Source organism: Pseudomonas sp. COR18 (assembly GCF_048568395.1).
Lineage (GTDB): Bacteria > Pseudomonadota > Gammaproteobacteria > Pseudomonadales > Pseudomonadaceae > Aquipseudomonas > Aquipseudomonas fuscovaginae_B.
Genome location: NZ_CP183808.1, coordinates 4,933,558 through 4,950,640, shown reverse-complemented (window position 1 = coordinate 4,950,640; position 17,083 = coordinate 4,933,558). Strand labels below are relative to the sequence as shown.

At 64.5% G+C, this 17,083-nt stretch carries 19 protein-coding genes; 11 read left to right on the top strand and 8 right to left on the bottom strand.

The window, feature by feature from the left end; genetic code table 11:
• Positions 1-249 precede the first annotated feature (249 nt).
• The 3 genes from ACM62G_RS22690 (at position 250) to ACM62G_RS22680 (ending at position 1,385) form a co-directional block, all read left to right on the top strand.
• On the top strand, positions 250-603 hold the full coding sequence (locus ACM62G_RS22690) for a hypothetical protein (RefSeq protein WP_419735591.1): 354 nt from the start codon (positions 250-252) through the stop codon (positions 601-603).
• A gap of 266 nt (positions 604-869) precedes the next feature.
• Positions 870-1,064: a hypothetical protein gene (locus ACM62G_RS22685; RefSeq protein ID WP_054058772.1), complete on the top strand. Its 195-nt coding sequence runs from the start codon at positions 870-872 to the stop codon at positions 1,062-1,064.
• A gap of 138 nt (positions 1,065-1,202) precedes the next feature.
• Positions 1,203-1,385 carry a hypothetical protein gene (locus ACM62G_RS22680; RefSeq protein ID WP_419735590.1) on the top strand — a complete coding sequence of 61 codons (183 nt, stop codon included), beginning with the start codon at positions 1,203-1,205 and terminating at the stop codon, positions 1,383-1,385.
• An 82-nt stretch (positions 1,386-1,467) separates the two neighbouring features.
• Here the strand turns inward: ACM62G_RS22680 and ACM62G_RS22675 are convergent, their stop codons facing one another.
• Positions 1,468-2,028: a hypothetical protein gene (locus ACM62G_RS22675; RefSeq protein ID WP_419735589.1), complete on the bottom strand. Its 561-nt coding sequence runs from the start codon at positions 2,026-2,028 to the stop codon at positions 1,468-1,470.
• 571 nt (positions 2,029-2,599) lie between these two features.
• Here ACM62G_RS22675 and pbpG point away from each other — a divergent pair.
• Positions 2,600-3,535 carry a D-alanyl-D-alanine endopeptidase gene (gene pbpG / locus ACM62G_RS22670; RefSeq protein WP_054058769.1) on the top strand — a complete coding sequence of 312 codons (936 nt, stop codon included), beginning with the start codon at positions 2,600-2,602 and terminating at the stop codon, positions 3,533-3,535.
• A gap of 35 nt (positions 3,536-3,570) precedes the next feature.
• On the opposite strand, the gene ACM62G_RS22665 is transcribed toward pbpG, so the two are convergent.
• Positions 3,571-4,542, bottom strand: coding sequence for a diguanylate cyclase (locus ACM62G_RS22665; protein WP_419735588.1), 972 nt, complete (start codon positions 4,540-4,542; stop codon positions 3,571-3,573).
• Between the two features lie 223 nt (positions 4,543-4,765).
• Here ACM62G_RS22665 and ACM62G_RS22660 point away from each other — a divergent pair, with 223 nt between their 5' ends.
• Both ACM62G_RS22660 and ACM62G_RS22655 read left to right on the top strand, forming a co-directional pair.
• The gene (locus tag ACM62G_RS22660; protein WP_419735587.1) at positions 4,766-7,210 is read left to right on the top strand and encodes a hypothetical protein; all 2,445 of its coding nucleotides are present in this window, start codon (positions 4,766-4,768) and stop codon (positions 7,208-7,210) included.
• 43 nt (positions 7,211-7,253) lie between these two features.
• A complete protein-coding gene (locus tag ACM62G_RS22655; RefSeq protein ID WP_419735586.1) occupies positions 7,254-8,090 on the top strand; it encodes an AraC family transcriptional regulator in 837 nt (278 codons plus the stop codon).
• Between the two features lie 6 nt (positions 8,091-8,096).
• Here ACM62G_RS22655 and ACM62G_RS22650 read toward each other — a convergent pair whose 3' ends face one another.
• Positions 8,097-8,684, bottom strand: a complete 588-nt coding sequence (locus tag ACM62G_RS22650) for a LysE family translocator (protein ID WP_419735585.1) — start codon at positions 8,682-8,684, stop codon at positions 8,097-8,099.
• 164 nt (positions 8,685-8,848) lie between these two features.
• Here ACM62G_RS22650 and ACM62G_RS22645 point away from each other — a divergent pair, with 164 nt between their 5' ends.
• The 5 genes from ACM62G_RS22645 to ACM62G_RS22625 all read left to right on the top strand — a co-directional run bounded on the left by ACM62G_RS22645 (position 8,849) and on the right by ACM62G_RS22625 (position 12,048).
• A complete protein-coding gene (locus tag ACM62G_RS22645; protein ID WP_419735584.1) occupies positions 8,849-9,796 on the top strand; it encodes an AraC family transcriptional regulator in 948 nt (315 codons plus the stop codon).
• A gap of 149 nt (positions 9,797-9,945) precedes the next feature.
• Entirely contained in the window at positions 9,946-10,566 is a 621-nt protein-coding gene (locus ACM62G_RS22640; protein ID WP_419735583.1) for a LysE family translocator, read from the top strand.
• 1 nt (position 10,567) lies between these two features.
• Positions 10,568-11,128, top strand: coding sequence for a GNAT family N-acetyltransferase (locus ACM62G_RS22635; protein WP_419735582.1), 561 nt, complete (start codon positions 10,568-10,570; stop codon positions 11,126-11,128).
• Positions 11,129-11,197: 69 nt separating this feature from the next.
• Positions 11,198-11,416 (top strand): hypothetical protein, encoded by a 219-nt coding sequence (locus ACM62G_RS22630; protein WP_419735581.1) that lies wholly within the window; start codon positions 11,198-11,200, stop codon positions 11,414-11,416.
• Positions 11,417-11,469: 53 nt separating this feature from the next.
• Positions 11,470-12,048: a DUF4337 domain-containing protein gene (locus ACM62G_RS22625; RefSeq protein WP_419735580.1), complete on the top strand. Its 579-nt coding sequence runs from the start codon at positions 11,470-11,472 to the stop codon at positions 12,046-12,048.
• 97 nt (positions 12,049-12,145) lie between these two features.
• Here the strand turns inward: ACM62G_RS22625 and ACM62G_RS22620 are convergent, their stop codons facing one another.
• The 5 genes from ACM62G_RS22620 to ACM62G_RS22600 all read right to left on the bottom strand — a co-directional run bounded on the left by ACM62G_RS22620 (position 12,146) and on the right by ACM62G_RS22600 (position 17,043).
• On the bottom strand, positions 12,146-12,973 hold the full coding sequence (locus tag ACM62G_RS22620) for a class I SAM-dependent methyltransferase (protein WP_419735579.1): 828 nt from the start codon (positions 12,971-12,973) through the stop codon (positions 12,146-12,148).
• 252 nt (positions 12,974-13,225) lie between these two features.
• Entirely contained in the window at positions 13,226-13,969 is a 744-nt protein-coding gene (locus tag ACM62G_RS22615) for an ABC transporter permease (RefSeq protein ID WP_419735578.1), read from the bottom strand.
• Positions 13,969-15,168 (bottom strand): ABC transporter substrate-binding protein, encoded by a 1,200-nt coding sequence (locus ACM62G_RS22610; protein WP_419735577.1) that lies wholly within the window; start codon positions 15,166-15,168, stop codon positions 13,969-13,971. Before ACM62G_RS22610 ends, ACM62G_RS22615 begins: the two co-directional genes overlap by 1 nt.
• A complete protein-coding gene (locus tag ACM62G_RS22605; RefSeq protein WP_054059898.1) occupies positions 15,134-15,976 on the bottom strand; it encodes an ABC transporter ATP-binding protein in 843 nt (280 codons plus the stop codon). Before ACM62G_RS22605 ends, ACM62G_RS22610 begins: the two co-directional genes overlap by 35 nt.
• Entirely contained in the window at positions 15,973-17,043 is a 1,071-nt protein-coding gene (locus ACM62G_RS22600; RefSeq protein WP_054064453.1) for an acyl-CoA dehydrogenase family protein, read from the bottom strand. Before ACM62G_RS22600 ends, ACM62G_RS22605 begins: the two co-directional genes overlap by 4 nt.
• Positions 17,044-17,083 lie beyond the last annotated feature (40 nt).

Sequence of the window (17,083 nt, the reverse complement as noted above, 5' to 3'; positions counted from 1 at the left end):
TCCTGAGGGGTACTTTCGGATAAACGGGATTAGCCACCCGCACCGGTTTTCGCTGATCATAGGGAATGTTTGCAAGGCTCTGGCGCAGGCATCACGGGACTGTAAAGAAGCACCGCCCGGAACCTTACACAAAATTTACCCAGCGGCGTCGAAGATTTTCAGGCACCCGCTGTCATAGAAGTATCCCCGCGACAGTTCTTGAGTCTATTGCAGACCACAAGCGCTGGGGTTGGAACCTGAGGAATCATCATGATGCGTACCATTCCCAAGATAGCCTTGCTCGTTGGTGCACTCGCTGTCGCAGGCCAGGCCTCCGCCCACGGTGGCGGCGGCTGGGTGGGTCCTGCCTTGTTGGGCGGCGTGATCGGCGGAGCCATTGTCAGCTCGGTGGTGTCGAGCCCCCGTCCTGTCTACGTCCAGCAGCCTGTGTACGCACAACCGGCACCGGTGTATGTCCAGCAGGCCCCGGTCTATGTGCAACCCGCACCTGTCTACGTCGCACCACCACCGCCTCCTCCCGTGGTGGTCTACGGTGGCGGCGGCTACTACGGTCGCCCGGTCTACTACGGCCACCCCCATTACGGTTACGGCCCTCGCTGGTAACCACCCGGCAGAAATCCAGGCCCCGCTCGCAAGACGGGGCCTGGGTCGTTCCGGGGGGAGGAAAAATCCGCGGGGCCACACGTTCCGTCTGGATTTCAGAGGTAAAGGTCGCAGGCAAGACAGCATTCGTACACCAATGGCGCATGATAGGACTGCCGGTCGTCGCCTCGACCAGCCCTTCACACGGCTGTCATATGGGTGCCACCGCCCGGCTGCAAGATCGATCTATCGTCGAGGGCCTCCCCTTATAAGAACAAGGACGAACCATGCCTACGCAAAATCCGCATCGCATCGCCGGGCTCTGCACCTCCAGCAAGGTCTACAGCGCCCTTACCGAACTCAAGCAGCTCGAAGGCCATCGCACGGCCAAGTTTCTCTCGTTGCTGGCCGAGAACCTGGTCCGCAAGGGGCTGTTGAATGAACAGGAAGTGATTCACATGCTGGATCAGGTGGTCGACTGATCCGGCACCAGCCGACCTGCGACAGCCAAACGATAATGGACCAGGGCTCGATTTCGTCGATGTCCACTATCGAGCACGGTGATTTTTCCTGGAACCGTCATGACCGTAAGGTAGCTCCATAGATTGATGGAGGTACTTATGCCCAAGGTTCAGATCATGTCCGTTATCGGTAGCGCCGTTCCCGCCTCGCTCAGGGAACTGGGCCTGCTCGCCTGCTGGTACCTGGTTCGCGATGGCGTACAGATCAGCGGCCCCTTCACGTCCCTGCCAGCGGCCAAGGCCCTGTCCGAACGCCTGGACCTGCAGGCCCTCGGCGCCTGACCGCCCACCGACTTCCCGAAACGTGCGTTGCTCCGCACAACCCCTTGCCCGCACTGTGTTGCGGGCTTTTTTTTGCCGGTATTCAGCTGCGTTCGGCCTGGACACTGTTGAGCTGGGTACGATGCCCCAGTTTCTGCAGGCGCTTGTCCAGCTCGATCATCACCGCCCGGTCCGAACGCCCGCTTTCCAGCTCGTCGATCAGCACGTTGGCGACCTTGCGCAGTTCGTGAACGATCAGAATCCGATCGTCATTCAGGTCCTGCTTGTGGGACTCGAACAGGCGATGCAGAAAATCCTCGAGGTTGCGCTGGTAGCGATGCCGGTCGGAAGCCCGCAGGTGCGTCAGGCTGGCGGTGACGCGCCCCAGCAGTTCGAGCAGTTCCAGGCCGAAATAATGCAGACGCCGGGCATACCCCACTTCACGCTCGCGCAGGCGCTGACGCTCGGCCTGGAACGCCTGCTTGCGCTGGATCGCCGGCACCGCAATCGCCACCATCAACCCGACAATCAGCCCCACGGCCTGAATCCAGCCATACCAGTCGGCCGATTTCGGAAAGAACGCGAACCCCAGCAGCAGTACCGCGACGATTCCCGCCCATACCACCATGGGCAGGTAGTCCCTGCTCAAAGAAAGCTTTGGCATGACCCAACTCCAAGTCCAGAAAGCACTCACTGCGATAATGGCGCCGATGCTAATCGCAGTTCGCATCGGACACCATTACATATCAATTCCGATACACGAACACCCCGTCGCAACTCAGGGAAAACCCTAGACAGCCATTGATTTCCCAGGGTTTTCCAGCGTATTGCGAACTTGACAGAAGCCACCGGCGAAGCCGCTGGAAAATATTTTGGAAAAATCGCTGAAACCTGCGAAATAAAGGCCTTGGACCGATACAACGAGTGGTCTCTCTACGCTACCATATGTCTTATGGCCAGTACGGACTCGAGGGTCCATCGCCAACAGCCAAGGCACGTCTTCCGGGTTCTCCGGGCAGCCATTGCAGTGACTGAATCCAGCCAGGGATCGGACAACCATCGGAAAGTTCGAACAGGCAGCGGAAGTGCGATCGGCACAAGATTAAATTTTGTGTCAGTTACGCCCACTATCTGCAGCGCTGTGGCAACTTTCCGGGCTATATTCATCAAACGTAACGCTTTTTCAAGAAAAGCCCGTTGCCAACGGTTTATCCATTTTTAGCGAGTCCATCCGCGTGAACATTCGTCATTCCATCCTCGGCCTTTTTTTCGTTCTGGCCGGCACCGTTGCCACCCCTGTCGTCGAGGCGCGTGAAACCACCCAGGCCCCTCGCGATACCAGCCACCTGCAAGTCGCCTCCGGCAGCGCCCTGCTGATCGATCTGCAGACCAACAAGACCCTGTACTCCAGCAACCCCGACGTGGTGGTGCCGATCGCCTCGGTGACCAAGCTGATGACCGCCATGGTGGTGCTCGACGCCAAGTTGCCGATGGACCAGTACATCTCGGTGAACATCAGCGATACCCCGGAAATGAAAGGTGTGTTCTCCCGGGTCAAGCTCGGTAGCGAACTGCCGCGCAAGGAAATGATGCTGATCGCCCTGATGTCGTCCGAGAACCGTGCAGCCGCCAGCCTGGCACACCACTATCCGGGCGGCTACGCGGCGTTCATCGCGGCGATGAACGCCAAGGCCAAGTCCCTGGGCATGATCAACACCCACTATGTCGAACCGACCGGGCTGTCGATCCACAACGTCTCCACCGCCCGCGACCTCAGCAAGCTGCTGATGGCCGCCCGTCACTACCCGATGCTGAGCGAGCTGAGTACCACCAAGGAAAAGACCGTGGCGTTCCGCAAGCCCAACTACACCCTGGGCTTTCGCAACACCGACCATCTGGTCAACAAGGACAGCTGGAACATCAAGATCACCAAGACCGGTTTCACCAACCAGGCCGGCCACTGCCTGGTGCTGGTCACCGAGATGGGCAATCGCCCGGTCGCCCTGGTGATCCTCGATGCGTTCGGCAAGTACACCCACTTCGCCGACGCCAGCCGGATCCGCAACTGGGTCGAAACCGGCAAGGGCGGCAGCGTGCCGGACGTGGCCCTGCGCTACAAGGCCGACAAGAACCTGAAGGGCCGCCAGGCGGGCGAACAGGCCGCAAAGTAACGCCTGAGGAACCGGCCCGGTTTTCCGGGCCGCGCTCAGCCGCGTTGGCGTTTGAGTGCCTGTTTATGCGCGTACATGGCCTTGTCGGCGTCCGCCAGCAGATCTGCGATCGAGTCATGGCGATGCGGGTCATATTCGATCTGCCCCACGCTGAAACGAATGTCATAACCCCGCTTCTGCCCTGAATTGCGCTCGCCCAGGGTGTGGCGCAGCCGCGCCATGATCATCTCGACCTGCACATGATCGGAGCCGGTCAGCAGCACCACGAACTCATCGCCCCCCAGCCGGCCGATCACGTCGCTCTCGCGAAACACGATGCGCAGCACATCGGCGAAGTTCTTCAGCGCCAGGTCGCCCTCGGCATGGCCGTACACATCGTTGATCTGCTTGAAGTCGTTGAGGTCGAAGAACAGCAGCGAAGCCGGCTTGCCCATGCGCTTGCACACGCCCAGCCCCTGGCTGGCCAGGGCCTCGAAACCACGACGGTTGGACAACAGGGTCAACTCGTCCATGGTCGCCATCTGTACCGCCACCAGCTCCTGCTCGGCCATCTGCGCCAGATCGCGCAGCAGCGAGCGTTCCTCGTCATTCAGGGTCCGAGGCTTGGTATCGATCAGGCACAAGGTACCGAGCTTGTTGCCCTCTCCCACCGTCAGCGGGCAACCGGCATAGAAACGGATGCCGGGGGCACCGGTGACCATCGGGTTGTCATGGAACCGCTCGTCGCTCTCCGCGTTCGGGATCATCAGCACCTGATCACCGAGAATCGCATGACCACAAAAGGAAAGATCCCGCGGCGTCTCAGTGGCCGTCAGCCCGACGCAGGACTTGAACCACTGTCGGTTCTCGTCCACCAGGCTGACCAGCGCGATGGGCACATCGAACAGGCGCTTGGCCAGGCGGGTCAGGCGGTCGAAACGCTCTTCGGGCGGAGTATCGAGAATATTCAGCGAGCGCAGTTTTTCCACGCGGGCCGTTTCATTGGCAGGTTTTTTCGGCGCTAACATCACAGACATCCCAGGCTTGCGATCATGCAAGCGTAGACAATAAATGAACCGCCACCACGCTATTGACCGCGTAAATCCGCCAATGTTCTTCGGTCGCCCCGTTGCCCGCCCCCCGACCGCCCATGCGTCCTGTGACCGGCCGCACAACACCGGGCCCAGGCATGGGCGCCGCCCGCACGACAGGTCATACTCGCCCTCCGCCATCACTGCACAGGATGTCCCCGTGAGCGCCGCCCATGACGAAAGCAACCCTCCCAAGAGCATCGGTCGCCTGCTGCTGGAGCTGATCTGGCAACTGCTGGTGCTGGGGGTACCGATTTTCCTGGTGACCACCCTGCCACCGCTGCTGGCCGGCGCCGTGGTCCTGGTCGCGGCCGCCGGCATGTGGCTGTGCGCCAGGCTCGGCTGGCTGGCCGGCGGACGGGGTGCCGCCCGACTGATGATCTCGGCGGTGTTCGGCCTGGGTTTCAGCCTCGGGCGCGCCCTGCCCGACTACTGGGACATCGCCGCGGCCTGCCTGGCCATTTTCCCCGGGCTGGCCTGTGTCGCCAGTTGGGAACGCCGACTCGGGCTGGTGCCGCCCGGCGCATCCAGCCCCCGTAGCCGAAGCGCCTGGGGCGGCCAGGAACCCGACCGGACGCCCGAGGGCGAACCGATCCGGGTGTTCAACCACGGCGAAATCGCCATGGGCGGACCGGTCACCTGCGACTACCTGTTTCCCGATGGCGTGCTGCTCGAAGGGCTGGGCTCCTCGGCGCGCTTTTCCAGCGATGGCCGCTATTTCGCCGCACCGGTGCCGTCGCGCCAGAGCTGGGGCCTGGTGATTCTCGACCGTAGCCAACGGCAGCTCTACCGCTGCAACGACGAACGCTTCTGGGAGCTGGACACCTTCAACGAACAGGGGCTTGCCGGGCGCCACAGCCCGCTGGTGGATAACAGCAGCGAACAGGTCGACCTGCCGGCCCTGCTCAAGACGGCACAGCGGGTGGACCTGTTGCCCGTCGGCGACCTCTGGCTCGAGCCCGGTCATTGGCAGCAGAACCTGGCCCGCCAGCAGATCGAACAGCGCTCCCCGGACGGTCGGCACCTGCTGGAAGGCCAGCTCAGCCTGCCGGACAGCCTGCGACAACTGGAACGGCCGCTCGGCGCCCTGTTGCACCCGGATTACCGCCTGAGCCTGGATGGGGAAGCGACGCCACTGCTGGTCAAGGCAGACACGGCGCCGGTGTGGAGCCACGACAGCCAGCGGCTGGTCTGCGTCGCCACTGTCGCCGGGGAGCCTGACACGCCGGCCCGTGGCCTCTGGCTGTGGCAGCGTGGCCAGGGCTGGCGCGCCTTGCGTACGCCCTGGAGTGCCAACGACCGCAGCCCTTCCGGCTACTGGAGCGAGCCGGTGGCGCTGGATGCACAGTTCGTCCGACTGGACAGCTACCTGCCACTGAACCAGCCCGACAACGGCCGCTTCGGCTACCAGTTGCACGAGATTCACAGCGACTCGGAAATCCTCGTCGGCCACGATCCGCTCGGTCGTGAGCGGGATGCCGCCTGGAACCGCGCTCGGGTGCTGCTGGCCCTGCCACTGGAAGGCGATGGGCAGGCCTGCTCGGTGCAGATCGAGTCCGCCCCCCTGCCGGGCGGCAGCCGCGCCCGTTTCATCTGGGCCCGCGACAACCAGGATGGGGTCGGCGGTTACCGCTGCCAACTGGCCGACTGGGAACTGCCCGGGCTCTGGCGGCTGGAACATCGGCTCAGCGACGACGGTCGATACCTGGCGCTGATCCCCTTCACCGAGGCCGAGGCGTTGCCGGATCGGGTAGTGGTGGCCGATCCCGGCAACCGGCGGCTGATCAACAGCCCGCCCCTGCTGGTCGCCGCACTGGTGGATTTTCGCGGCCCGCTGCTCAGCGTCGCCGTGGTCGTCGGCCGCCTGCCACGGGATGACTCCGGCACACCCCTGCGGCGTTTCACCGAACCGGCGCCGGCGGCGTCCGAAGCCGGCGGGTTCTGCCGTTATCGCGAGGACTCGCGGGTGTACTACGAAATGCGCCAGCTCCAGCTCGGCAACGACGGCCTTGAGGTGTTACCGGCCTGGCGCGTGGTCAACCAGCCACAGCTCGCCACCGCCGAAGGCGAGTTCATCCAGCCTGCGCCGACCGGCCTGGACGCCGCCTGGCTGTTCGGCAGTTCCACCGAATATGGCGATGACCTGCTGCGCGGCCAGATCGCACGCCTGGGCGGCCACCTGCTGACCGCCTCCGGCTGCGCCCTGTCCGATCTCGCCCCGTCGATGATCTGGTCCCCCAGGGGCCGTTACCTGGCGCTGACCCGGCTCTATCTGGAACATCCGGATTTCGAGTACAGCCGGCGCGCCTGGAAACTCCTGCTGCTCGATGTCGAGGCCCACACCCTGCGCATCGCCCCGGACTGGCTGGGCAACCGGCCGCAGTTCATCGATTTCAGCGGCGACACCCTGCACCTGCGCCACTATGAAACCGACTGGGACCTGCGCGATGGCTCGGACCCCGGCCACCGGGTGAAAATCGACCTGCAGACCGTGCTGCAATGGCCCGCCGAGCCACTGGAGCGCCATGGCGAACTCTGGCTGGCCCGTAGCGACGCCGGCAATGCCAGCGCGTGGCAGGCACTGGAAAGACCGGCGCTACTGTAGGAGCATGTCCATGATTCGAACGCCCGAGACACTGGAACCGACCATGAGCAGATCGACCACCACCCACCAGGACGACAAGGCCCCGTATTTCTGGCGTGATGCGGCGCTGCCGTTCATCGAGGCGCGGTCGATCCAGGATGGCCGCAAGGTCTGCTATTCCCGGCACTCCCACGAGCACTTCTCCATCGGCGCGATCACCCACGGCCGCAGCACCTACATCAACGAACAGCAGCAGTGGCAGGTCGAGGCCGGCACCGTGGTGCTGATGAACCCCGGCGAGGTGCACGCCTGCAACCCCATCGACGACCAGCCCTGGGCCTATCGCATGTTCTATGTCGAGACACCCTGGCTGACCGCGCTGCAACACGAACAGGGGTTCAGCCCGGACCTGGACTTTCGCCCGTTCTCGGCCACCCACAGCCGCGACCCGCAGTTGTACCAGGGCCTGAATGTACTCTACGAACAAATGGTGGACGAAGACCTCGCCCACTTGGAAAAGCAGTGCGCGATCGTCGAGTTCTTCACCCTGCTGCAGCACCGCTTGAACCCGGCGCCGATGCCGGTCCGCGAGGTCAACCAGAAGCTGGAGCGGGCCGCGGCCTACATCCACAAGCACTGCACCGAGGCGCTGAAGCTGGAGGACATCTGCCAGGCCGCGCAGCTCTCGGCCTCCTACCTGACCCGGGCCTTCAAGCAGTATTACGGCATGACGCCCCACGCCTTCCTGGTCAACCGGCGCATCCAGTACGCGCGCAATCAACTGCGGCGCGGACGGCTGATCGCCGACGTCGCACTGGAGGCCGGCTTCGCCGACCAGGCGCACTTCCAGCGGGCCTTCAAGCAGCACCTGGCCGCGACGCCCGGCCAGTATCGCGGCTGAGCGGAGTCAGGGCAGCAACAGGTAGGCGGCACTGAGCGCCAGCAGCAAGGCCATCAGCCGATTGAACAGGCGCACGCCCCGGGGATTTTCCAGGTAGCGGCGCAGAAAGGTGCCGGCGAAGGCCCAGCAGGCGATCGAGCCGTAGCAGATCACGAAGTAGATCAGCGCGAACTCCAGCACCACCCGCGTATCACCCTCGGCGGCAAACGCGCCCATGCCGGCGACGCAGGCCAGCCAGGCCTTGGGGTTGAGCCACTGCATCACCGCGCCGAGGGTCAGGGTCGGGCGCTTGCCGGCCTGGCCGGCATCGAGCGACCCGTCATCCATGGCCAGCTTCCAGGCCATGTACAGGAGAAACGCCACACCGCCGAGCTGGATGCCTCGCGTCAGCGCCGGCACCCGCAGCAACAATTCATGCAGCCCCAGGCCGATCAGCACCAGCAGCAAGGTGAAGCCCACGGTGGCGCCGGTCACATGGCGCAGGCTGGCACGCAGGCCGAACTGCGCCCCGGCACTCAGGGCGACGATATTGACCGGGCCAGGGGTAATGGACGAAGCCAGCGCAAAGGCGGCCATGGAAAGCAGAACGCTCATCGGATAGGTCTCTCTCGATTGAAGGTGAGCAGCACCGTACCCAGCCGCCGGTATCACGTATTGAAGAAAACTCCCCTGGCGGGCCGACAGCCAGCGTTTACTATGGCTGTTCCATTTTCCCTGGCATTCGCCCCGACCTATCCACCGGAGGGAGTCAAAGGCCCATGAGCGTCGCCTATCAGAGCCTGCTGGAATACACACGCCGGATGAACCGGGTGCTGGAACACATCGACCACCACCTGGACCAGCCGCTGGAATTGGCCGAGCTGGCGGCCATCGCCCACTTCTCGCCCTTCCACTTCCATCGCCTGTTCAGTGCCTGGGTCGGGGAAACCCTGGGCGACTACCTGCGCCGCCGGCGGCTCGGCTGCGCCGCCCTGCTGCTGGCCGAACGTCCCGAAGCCACGGTGCTGGAAATCGCCCTGCAGGTCGGCTTCGGCTCCGGCGAGGCCTTCAGCCGGGCGTTCAAGCACCATTTCCAGGTCACCCCCAGTGCCTGGCGCCGCCAGGAACCCGCCCGCTGGGAACAGCGCCTGAACGAAGTCCGCGAGCGACGCCTGCAGTCATTTCGCAATCCTGATCAGGAATGCGCAAGGATCCTGTCCGACCATGGGCGCTCCCAAACCCTGGAGGACATGACGATGGACGTCACGCTTGAAGACATCCCCCCGACCCGTATCGCCTACATGCGTTACACCGGCCCCTACGGCCCCGGTATCGGCACATTCTGGCGCGAGACCTTCGCGCCCTGGATGGAGCGCAACGGGCTGATGGGCGAGGTGCGTTTCGGCATCGGCCACGATGATCCGCAGATCACCCCGCCGCACAAATGCCGCTACGACGCCTGCGTGCAGGTACCGAACGACTTTACCGGCAACGGCGAAGCCACGGTGACCACGCTGCCGGGGGGACGCTATGCCGTGAGTCGCTTCAGTGGCCATGTCCGCGACATCCCGGATGCCTGGACCGAGCTGTGCCGCGACTGGCTGCCGCGTAGCGGCATGCAGTTCGCCGGGGGCGCGCCCTTCGAACGCTTTGCGAAAGACGCGCACTACGACCCGGTGGCCGGCACACTCGACTGTGACATATGCATTCCGGTGAAACCGTTGTAGAGGGGTAACTGGCCCAGGTGGGCTGTGCATGAACAGTACACCTGGGCAACAAGTTTCCAGTACAGCCATGCAAGGGCCTCGGCAGACTGGCGTCAGCCTGATGCCCGGGGTTACTGTCGAGCTTTCCCTGTTTCCTGCCGGAGCGTGCCATGACCCTGTCGACCCTGCTTCTCTTCATCCCGGCGTGTTTCGCCCTGAACATGGCACCCGGCCCGAACAATCTGCTGTCGGTCAGCAATTCGACCCGTTACGGCTTCCGGACCTCCTGCCTGGCGGGCCTGGGGCGCCTGCTGGCCTTCGCCGGCATGATCGCCCTGGCGGCGGCGGGCCTGGCGGTGGTGCTGCAGACCTCGGAACTGCTGTTCCATGGAATCAAGATCCTCGGCGCCGCCTATCTGATCTACCTCGCCATCCAGCTCTGGCGCGCCAATCCGCAAGCCGAGGCCGAGACGCAGCAAACCCGGGCCAATCTGCCCGCACTCGCCCGCCAGGAGTTCCTGGTGGCGGCGGGCAATCCCAAGGCGATCCTCATATTTACCGCCTTCCTGCCACAATTCGTCGACGCCTCCCAAGGCATCTCCCAACAGTTCGCGGTACTGGGCGCCATGTTCCTGGTCCTGGAATGGGTCGCCATCAGCGCCTACGCCTACATGGGCATCCACATGCGCCGCTGGTTCGCCGAACCCCGGGGCAAGCGCCTGTTCAATCGTGGCTGCGCGGTACTGCTCTCGGGCGCGGCGTCGGTGCTGCTGATGGCACGCAGGGCCTGACATGTCGATCACCCCATCGGTTCCCGTGATCCACACCCATCGCCTGCTGCTGCGTCCGGTTCGGGCGGACGACCTCAAGGTCGCCCAGGCCATCCATGGCGATCCGCAGACCAACCGCTACAACCCCAACGGGCCCTCCTCCCTGGAAACGACCGGCAGCCACCTGTTCAACTGGATCGAACACTGGAAGAACAAGGGCTTTGGCTATTGGGCCGTCTGTGACCGGGAACGGCCGGAAAAGGTGCTGGGATTCGGCGGGCTGCAGGACGCCGTGTTCGGTTCGCGCAGTGGCTTGAACCTGTACTTTCGCTTCGCGGTGGAGGCTTGGGGCAAGGGCTACGCCAGCGAGATGGTCGAGGCGGCCCTCGACCTGGCGTTCAGGCGCCTGGCACGCAACGAAGTCATCGGCCTGGTACGCCCGGACAACCTGCCCTCGCGCCGCACCCTGGAACGAGCCCGAATGACCGTCGATGGCGAACTCGACGACGTTCCCGGCCAACCCCACAGCCTGCTCTACAGCCTGAGCGCGGAACGCTACCTGAGTCCGGAAAGTTTCATGTAGCGCACCGCGACAAAGGCGTAAAATGCCCCGAGCAACCATTACAAAATATGTCAGCCAGGGGAATCGCTTATGAAATCCAGTCTCGTCAAGGCCACGCTGGTGCTGGGCAGCCTGCTGCTGGGCGCCTGCTCATCGGACATGAGCACCCACTACAACAGCGCCTGCTCGACCCTGAGCTGCCAGCAGCACTACAACAGCAGCGCCCGCCTGAGCCAGGACAATGGCTCGATGAACCGCAACCTGGGCAGCAGCTTCAGCGAGTACGGCGAGAGCATGCTGCGCGACTAAGCCGCTGACACCGATCTACAGCAGCCTTCCTTTCTACCCCAAGACCTGCGTTTATGAGCGAAGCCTTCGAAGTCCCCAGCCCTCACGAAAAACACGTCGAACACACCACCGAACATGCGCACGCCCGAGGCGACGGTTTCGCCAGCCGGATCGCGGTGATGACCGCGGTCATGGCCACCATCGGCGCCATGCTCAGCTACCAGGCCGGCTCCACGGAAAGTGAAGCGGCGATGGACAAGAACAATGCGGCCATCATCAAGACCGAGGCCGCCAACCAGTGGAACTACTACCAGGCCAAATCCAGCCGCCAGAACCTCTCGGAAATGGCCAGCCATATTCCGGGCCTGGATGCCGGGCACTACACCGCCGAGGCCGAGCGTTACAAAAAGGAGAAGGAAGCGGTACGCCAGAAGGCCGAAGGGCTGGAAGCCCAGAGCCGCGAATGGGATGCCCGCTCGGAGGAACTGCTGCACCAGCATCACCGCTGGGCACAGGCGATGACCGCCATCCAGATCGCCATTTCGCTGGCGGCGATCACCCTGCTGACCCGTCGGGAATGGCTCAAGCGCCTGTCCTATACCGCGGCGGGTGCCAGCGTGGTGCTGGGCTCGATGGCCTGGCTGCATCTCTGAGGCCGGCCAACGCCGGGTGGCTGGCGATGGCGATCGGGCAGAAAACACTTCCCCGCCTGGGACACCGCTATCGCCAGCAAGCCGACGCCCAGACGCATCAGCCGCGCTTGACCGCCTGCAATGTGTAGCTCAACGGCAGGCGTTCGGGCGCTTGTGCCAGCCGCCACTCGTCGTCCTGCGCCGAGTGCACCATCTGCCCCGGCAGTGCGTCCCAGGGAATGCTCTGGTGCTCCACCAGGCCGGTGATCGTCATCCCCTCGTCCAGCAGCGCACCGACGATCTCGCCCAGGCCATGGTTCCAGGTGTGAGTGACAGTGGCGGTCAACGGTGAATCGCTGGCCACGTAGGTCTGCTCGCTGCTGAAGACCAACGGCTGCTCATGCTCGAAATACGGGTATTCCACCCGCAAGCCATCCTGATGCGCCTCGTTGAGCGACCAGAGCATCGGATGCCCCTCGCGGATGAACAACCGACCGCCCGGCTTGAGCAGCGCCGCCACCGTCCGCGCCCATGGCTGGATGCGCGGCAACCAGCAGAGTGCGCCGATGCCGGTGTAGACCAGGTCGAAGGACTCGCGCGGCAGCACCTCGGCCGCGGCATGGACGTCGGCCTCGACAAATTCCAGCTCGGCCCCGCAGCCGCGCGCCAACGCACGGGCCTCGAGCAGCGCGGCGGGCGAGAAATCCAGCCCGGTCATCGACGCGCCGAGCCGCGACAGCGACAGGGTGTCGGTACCGATATGGCACTGCAGGTGAACGCCCCGCAGCCCGGCGATATCGCCAAGCAGGGGCAGGTCGAAGCGCACCACGTCGGAGAGGTGCCGCGGATCGGCGAGAAAACGATGCAGGCCATACTCTGCGGAGCGCGCATGCACCGGTGCGCGGTCGTTCCAGTTGGCCTTGTTGATGTTCAGCGAGTCATTCATGGGCAAAGGGTCCCTACCATTTTCCAGACAGGCACCCTAGCACCCTCGACGACAGAAAAATTTGAGCAAGTTGTAAAGCGTCAGGCGTGTGCCTAGTGGCCTGTACGGTTAATTCGAATACTCAAATTCGGGCCCAGGTTTGCCAGGCAAGGCGCCATGACGAGTCGTAGCAGGGCTACGGCGAGGAATGGCAACGCTGCCTGGCGAAGCCATGGGCTCGGAGTTGAGCAGGCGAATTAGCCACACAGGCCACTAGCGTCGATGCAGCCCTCTCGCCAGGGCATCCAGGGCAAAGCCGAGCACACCGATCAGCAGCACCATCGCCATCAGTTCCGAGTAGGCCAGGCGGTCACGGGTGTCGAGAATGAAATAACCCAGGCCGGCGCTGACACCGAGCATTTCGCACGGCACCAGCACGATCCAGAGAATGCCGATGGACAACCGCACGCCGGTCAGCACATGGCCGAGCACACCCGGCAGGATCACCTTGCGCAGGGTTTCCCAGCGGGTGGCGCTGAGGCTGCGGCTCAACTGCAACCAGCGCGGGTCGAGCTGGCGTACGCCGGCCGCAGTGTTGAGCATGATCGGCCAGACCGCGGCGAAGGCCAGCAGGAAGTAGATCGGCTGGTCACCCACCCCCATCAGCATCACCACCACCGGCATCCACGACAGCGGCGAGATCATCCGCAGGAACTGGAAGGCCGGCGTGGTCGCCGCCTCCAGATGACGGTAGCTGCCGATCAGCAGGCCCAGGGGCACGCCGATCAGCAGGGCCAGCGCCAGGCCGACCAGGATCCGCTTGAGGCTGACCAGGATGTGCTCGTAGAGCTCGGCACGACCGAGCAGTTCGACCAGGCTGGCCAGGGTCGCCTGTGGCGAGAAGCGGGCCGACAGCCCTTCGGCGCTGCCGAACAGATGCACGCCGAGCCACCAGGCCAGCAGCAGGCTCAGCAGCCCGGCAATGCCCAGCAGCCAGTTCCACAACGGCTTGCCCATCAGATGCTGAACTCCTCGCTACGCTCGAAGTTGTCCGGCAGGCCGAACGCCTTGAGCCCACCCACCGCCGCGATGCTGTTGCGCACGAAGCGGTCGTCCACCAGGTCGCGGGCGGTCTGCGCCGGATCGAGGTTGGCGAGGAAGCCCTTGTCGCCTTCGATCAGGGTGTCCTTCAGGCGCCGGACCAGTTCCTCGGTGTAGCTGGGGAACGGATAAGGCTGGAAGTCGATGCGCTGCTCGTCCCAGTTGCCATGGCGGATCGCGCCGCTGGCGAGGTAGGCGTCGCGGTCGGCGGCATTCGGCGTCAGCACCCGGCCGAGCACCTGCGGGGTATGGGGCGTGTAGCGGTTGCTGCCCTCCTTGGACAGCAGCCTGGCCGCCTCGGCGCGGTTGTCGCGCGTCCACAACTGCGCCTTGACGATGGCGTTGACCACCTTCTGCGACCACTCGGGGCGAGTGTTCAGGTCCTGCTCGTGCATGAACACCACGCAACAGGCGTGGTTGCGCCAGACGTCGCCGGTGAAGCGCTGGACCCGACCGACCTTGAGTTCCTCGGCCAGGGCATTGAACGGCTCGGCGACGATGTAGCCGGCGATGCGCTGGCTGGCCAGCGCCGGCGGCATGTCCGACGGCGGCAACACCACCAGGTTGACCTCGTTGGCCGCCAGCGCGCTGTTGGCCGGCTTGCTCACCGGTTGCAGGCCATTGTCGCGGAACAGTTGCTGTACCACCACGTTGTGGATCGAGTACCAGAACGGGATCGCCACCGATTGCCCGCCCAACTGCCTGATCTCGGTGATGCCGGGGGCCACGGTCAGGCCCGAGCCGCCGACATGGTTCCAGGCCACCACCTTGGCCGGCACCTTGCTGCCATAGCGGGCCCAGACGGTCATCGGCGAGAGCAGGTGGATCACGTTGACCTGGCCGGAAATGAACGCCTCGATCACCTGCGCCCAACTGCGCAGCAGCACCGGCCGTTCGGCCTTGATGCCCTCGGCCTCGAACAGGCCGTTGTTATGGGCCACCAGCAGCGGCGTGGCGTCGGTGATCGGCAGGTAGCCGATGCGTACCGGCGCATCCGGTTCCGAGGCCGCACGAGCCTGCCGGCTGTTGAGCAGCGGCAAGGCGCCGCCGGCCGTCAGCAGGGCGCTGAGTTTGAGGAAGTCACGACGAGTGTGGGTGAAGTCGTCCAGGCACATGATCCATCTCCGACGGTTCGGGCTGTGTTGAATTGAGAGGGTTGCGGCTTGCCCGCCGAAGGGTTTTGAGAATCTCGATGCGCAGGGCACCCAGTTCGTCGACCAGTTCGGCACGCGGTTGCGGCAGGTCGATACGCCATTCACCGAGCGTCCGCGCCGGGCTGTTCCCCAGTAGCAGGATACGATCGGACAGCAGCAGGGCTTCATCGATGTCATGGGTGATGAGCACCGCGGCCGTGTGATGTTCGGCAATCACCCGCAACAGCAATTGCTGCATGTCCGCGCGGGTGACTTCGTCGAGGGCGCCGAACGGCTCGTCCAGCAACAGCACCTGCGGCTGACGGGCCAGGCAGCGGGCCAGCGCCGTGCGCTGGGCCATGCCGCCAGAGAGCTGCGCCGGGTAATGCTCGCGGGCATGCTGCAAGCCGACTTCACTGATCGCGGCATCGATCCGGGCCTGGCGTTGCTGCGCGCTCAACTTCGGTTGGCGGGCGAAGTCCAGGCCGAAGGCGACGTTCTTCTCCAGGCTCAGCCAGGGCAGCAGGCTCGGATCCTGGAAGGCCACCGCCACGCGCGGATGCGGCCCCTCAAGGCGCTCGCCGTGGAGACTCACCTGGCCGCCATGGGGCGCCTGCAAGCCGGCCAGCACCCGCAGCAGGCTGGACTTGCCGACCCCGCTCGGTCCCAGGATCGACACCACCTCGCCCGGTTTCAAGTGCAGGTCGAAAGCTTCCAGCACCGCCTGCCAGCCCTGCTCCCGCGGATAGCCGAGACTGATCTGCCGGGCTTCGAGCAGCAGCGCACTCATGCCACGGCTTCCCGCGCCTGACGCTGCAGTTCGGTGCGCAGTTGCACCAGGCTCGGCGTGACGATCGGCACGAATGCCGATTCCCGCCAGCGCCGGGCGAAACCGCTGCCGAACTCGCTCAGGTAGGCCTTGCCGCCGCTGGCCTGCAACTCCAGCTGCACAGCCTGGGCGGCCACTTCGGCGAGGCTGATGCGAATCTGGAACAGGTCAGCCGGACGCGCCAGGAAACGGCCCTCGAGCAGCCCGCACTTCAATGCCTCCACCGCCTGCTCCAGCACCTGCCGTTGCTCGACCAGCGGTTCGCGCAGGATCGAGCGCCCATCCTGCAGGTGCTGTTCGACTTCACTCAGTGCCCGGCGGCTCAGGCCAATCGCCATGCCGCATTGCAGGCCGAGAAACGCAGGCCTGACGGCGGGCAGGAAACGCTTGGCATCCGCGTGCAGCAACCACTCGCTGCCGACGTTCACCTGGCACAGATCGATGGCCGCGGTATTGCTCGATTGCAGCCCCATCAGTTGCAGATCCTCGGAACGCCGCAGGCCGGCCAGGTTGTCCGGAATCGCCAGGACGAAGGGTGCACCGCCCTCCTCATCCTCGATCGCCGCCGCGACGACGAAACCGCTCTTGCGCAGGTTGGTCACCCAGTGCAGACGGCCATCGAGCTGCCAGCCATCGGCCTGGGCCTGGGCGCGCACCTGCAGCGACTCGATGCCCGACAGGAACTTCATGGCGTTCGACAACCCGGTCGCACCGGCCAGCTCGCCGCTGAGCAGGTTAGGCAACAGGCGCTCGCGCAGGGCTGTGTTGGGACTGTGCAGCAGGTATTCGATGAAGGCACGCTGCCCCCAGAACACGAAGGCCGCCGCCAGGGAATGACTGGCGACGCGGGCCAGCGTCTCGATGGCATCGGTGACATTGCCACCGCTGCCGCCCGCCGCTTCATCGACGCCCACCCGCAGCACGCCGGCTGCCGCCAATTGCGACAACACCCCCTGCGGATCGCACTGTCCCAGGTCCAGGGCCTGGGCGTGTTCATCCAGCCATTGGCTCAATGCCGGATCAAGCATGTGATTTTCTCCTTGAGCGCGACGCCGGGTCACCGCCGGC

Bases quoted from the DNA above. Each gene is read 5' to 3' on its own strand.
- ACM62G_RS22640 (WP_419735583.1), top strand. From the start codon at position 9,946: ATGACCCTGTCGACCCTGCTTCTCTTCATCCCGGCGTGTTTCGCCCTG.
- ACM62G_RS22650 (WP_419735585.1), bottom strand. From the start codon at position 8,684: ATGAGCGTTCTGCTTTCCATGGCCGCCTTTGCGCTGGCTTCGTCCATT.
- ACM62G_RS22680 (WP_419735590.1), top strand. From the start codon at position 1,203: ATGCCCAAGGTTCAGATCATGTCCGTTATCGGTAGCGCCGTTCCCGCC.
- ACM62G_RS22675 (WP_419735589.1), bottom strand. From the start codon at position 2,028: ATGCCAAAGCTTTCTTTGAGCAGGGACTACCTGCCCATGGTGGTATGG.
- ACM62G_RS22655 (WP_419735586.1), top strand. From the start codon at position 7,254: ATGAGCAGATCGACCACCACCCACCAGGACGACAAGGCCCCGTATTTC.
- ACM62G_RS22630 (WP_419735581.1), top strand. From the start codon at position 11,198: ATGAAATCCAGTCTCGTCAAGGCCACGCTGGTGCTGGGCAGCCTGCTG.
- ACM62G_RS22620 (WP_419735579.1), bottom strand. From the start codon at position 12,973: ATGAATGACTCGCTGAACATCAACAAGGCCAACTGGAACGACCGCGCA.
- ACM62G_RS22600 (WP_054064453.1), bottom strand. From the start codon at position 17,043: ATGCTTGATCCGGCATTGAGCCAATGGCTGGATGAACACGCCCAGGCC.
- ACM62G_RS22690 (WP_419735591.1), top strand. From the start codon at position 250: ATGATGCGTACCATTCCCAAGATAGCCTTGCTCGTTGGTGCACTCGCT.
- ACM62G_RS22635 (WP_419735582.1), top strand. From the start codon at position 10,568: ATGTCGATCACCCCATCGGTTCCCGTGATCCACACCCATCGCCTGCTG.
- ACM62G_RS22685 (WP_054058772.1), top strand. From the start codon at position 870: ATGCCTACGCAAAATCCGCATCGCATCGCCGGGCTCTGCACCTCCAGC.
- ACM62G_RS22645 (WP_419735584.1), top strand. From the start codon at position 8,849: ATGAGCGTCGCCTATCAGAGCCTGCTGGAATACACACGCCGGATGAAC.
- ACM62G_RS22625 (WP_419735580.1), top strand. From the start codon at position 11,470: ATGAGCGAAGCCTTCGAAGTCCCCAGCCCTCACGAAAAACACGTCGAA.
- ACM62G_RS22610 (WP_419735577.1), bottom strand. From the start codon at position 15,168: ATGTGCCTGGACGACTTCACCCACACTCGTCGTGACTTCCTCAAACTC.
- ACM62G_RS22665 (WP_419735588.1), bottom strand. From the start codon at position 4,542: ATGTTAGCGCCGAAAAAACCTGCCAATGAAACGGCCCGCGTGGAAAAA.
- ACM62G_RS22615 (WP_419735578.1), bottom strand. From the start codon at position 13,969: ATGGGCAAGCCGTTGTGGAACTGGCTGCTGGGCATTGCCGGGCTGCTG.
- ACM62G_RS22605 (WP_054059898.1), bottom strand. From the start codon at position 15,976: ATGAGTGCGCTGCTGCTCGAAGCCCGGCAGATCAGTCTCGGCTATCCG.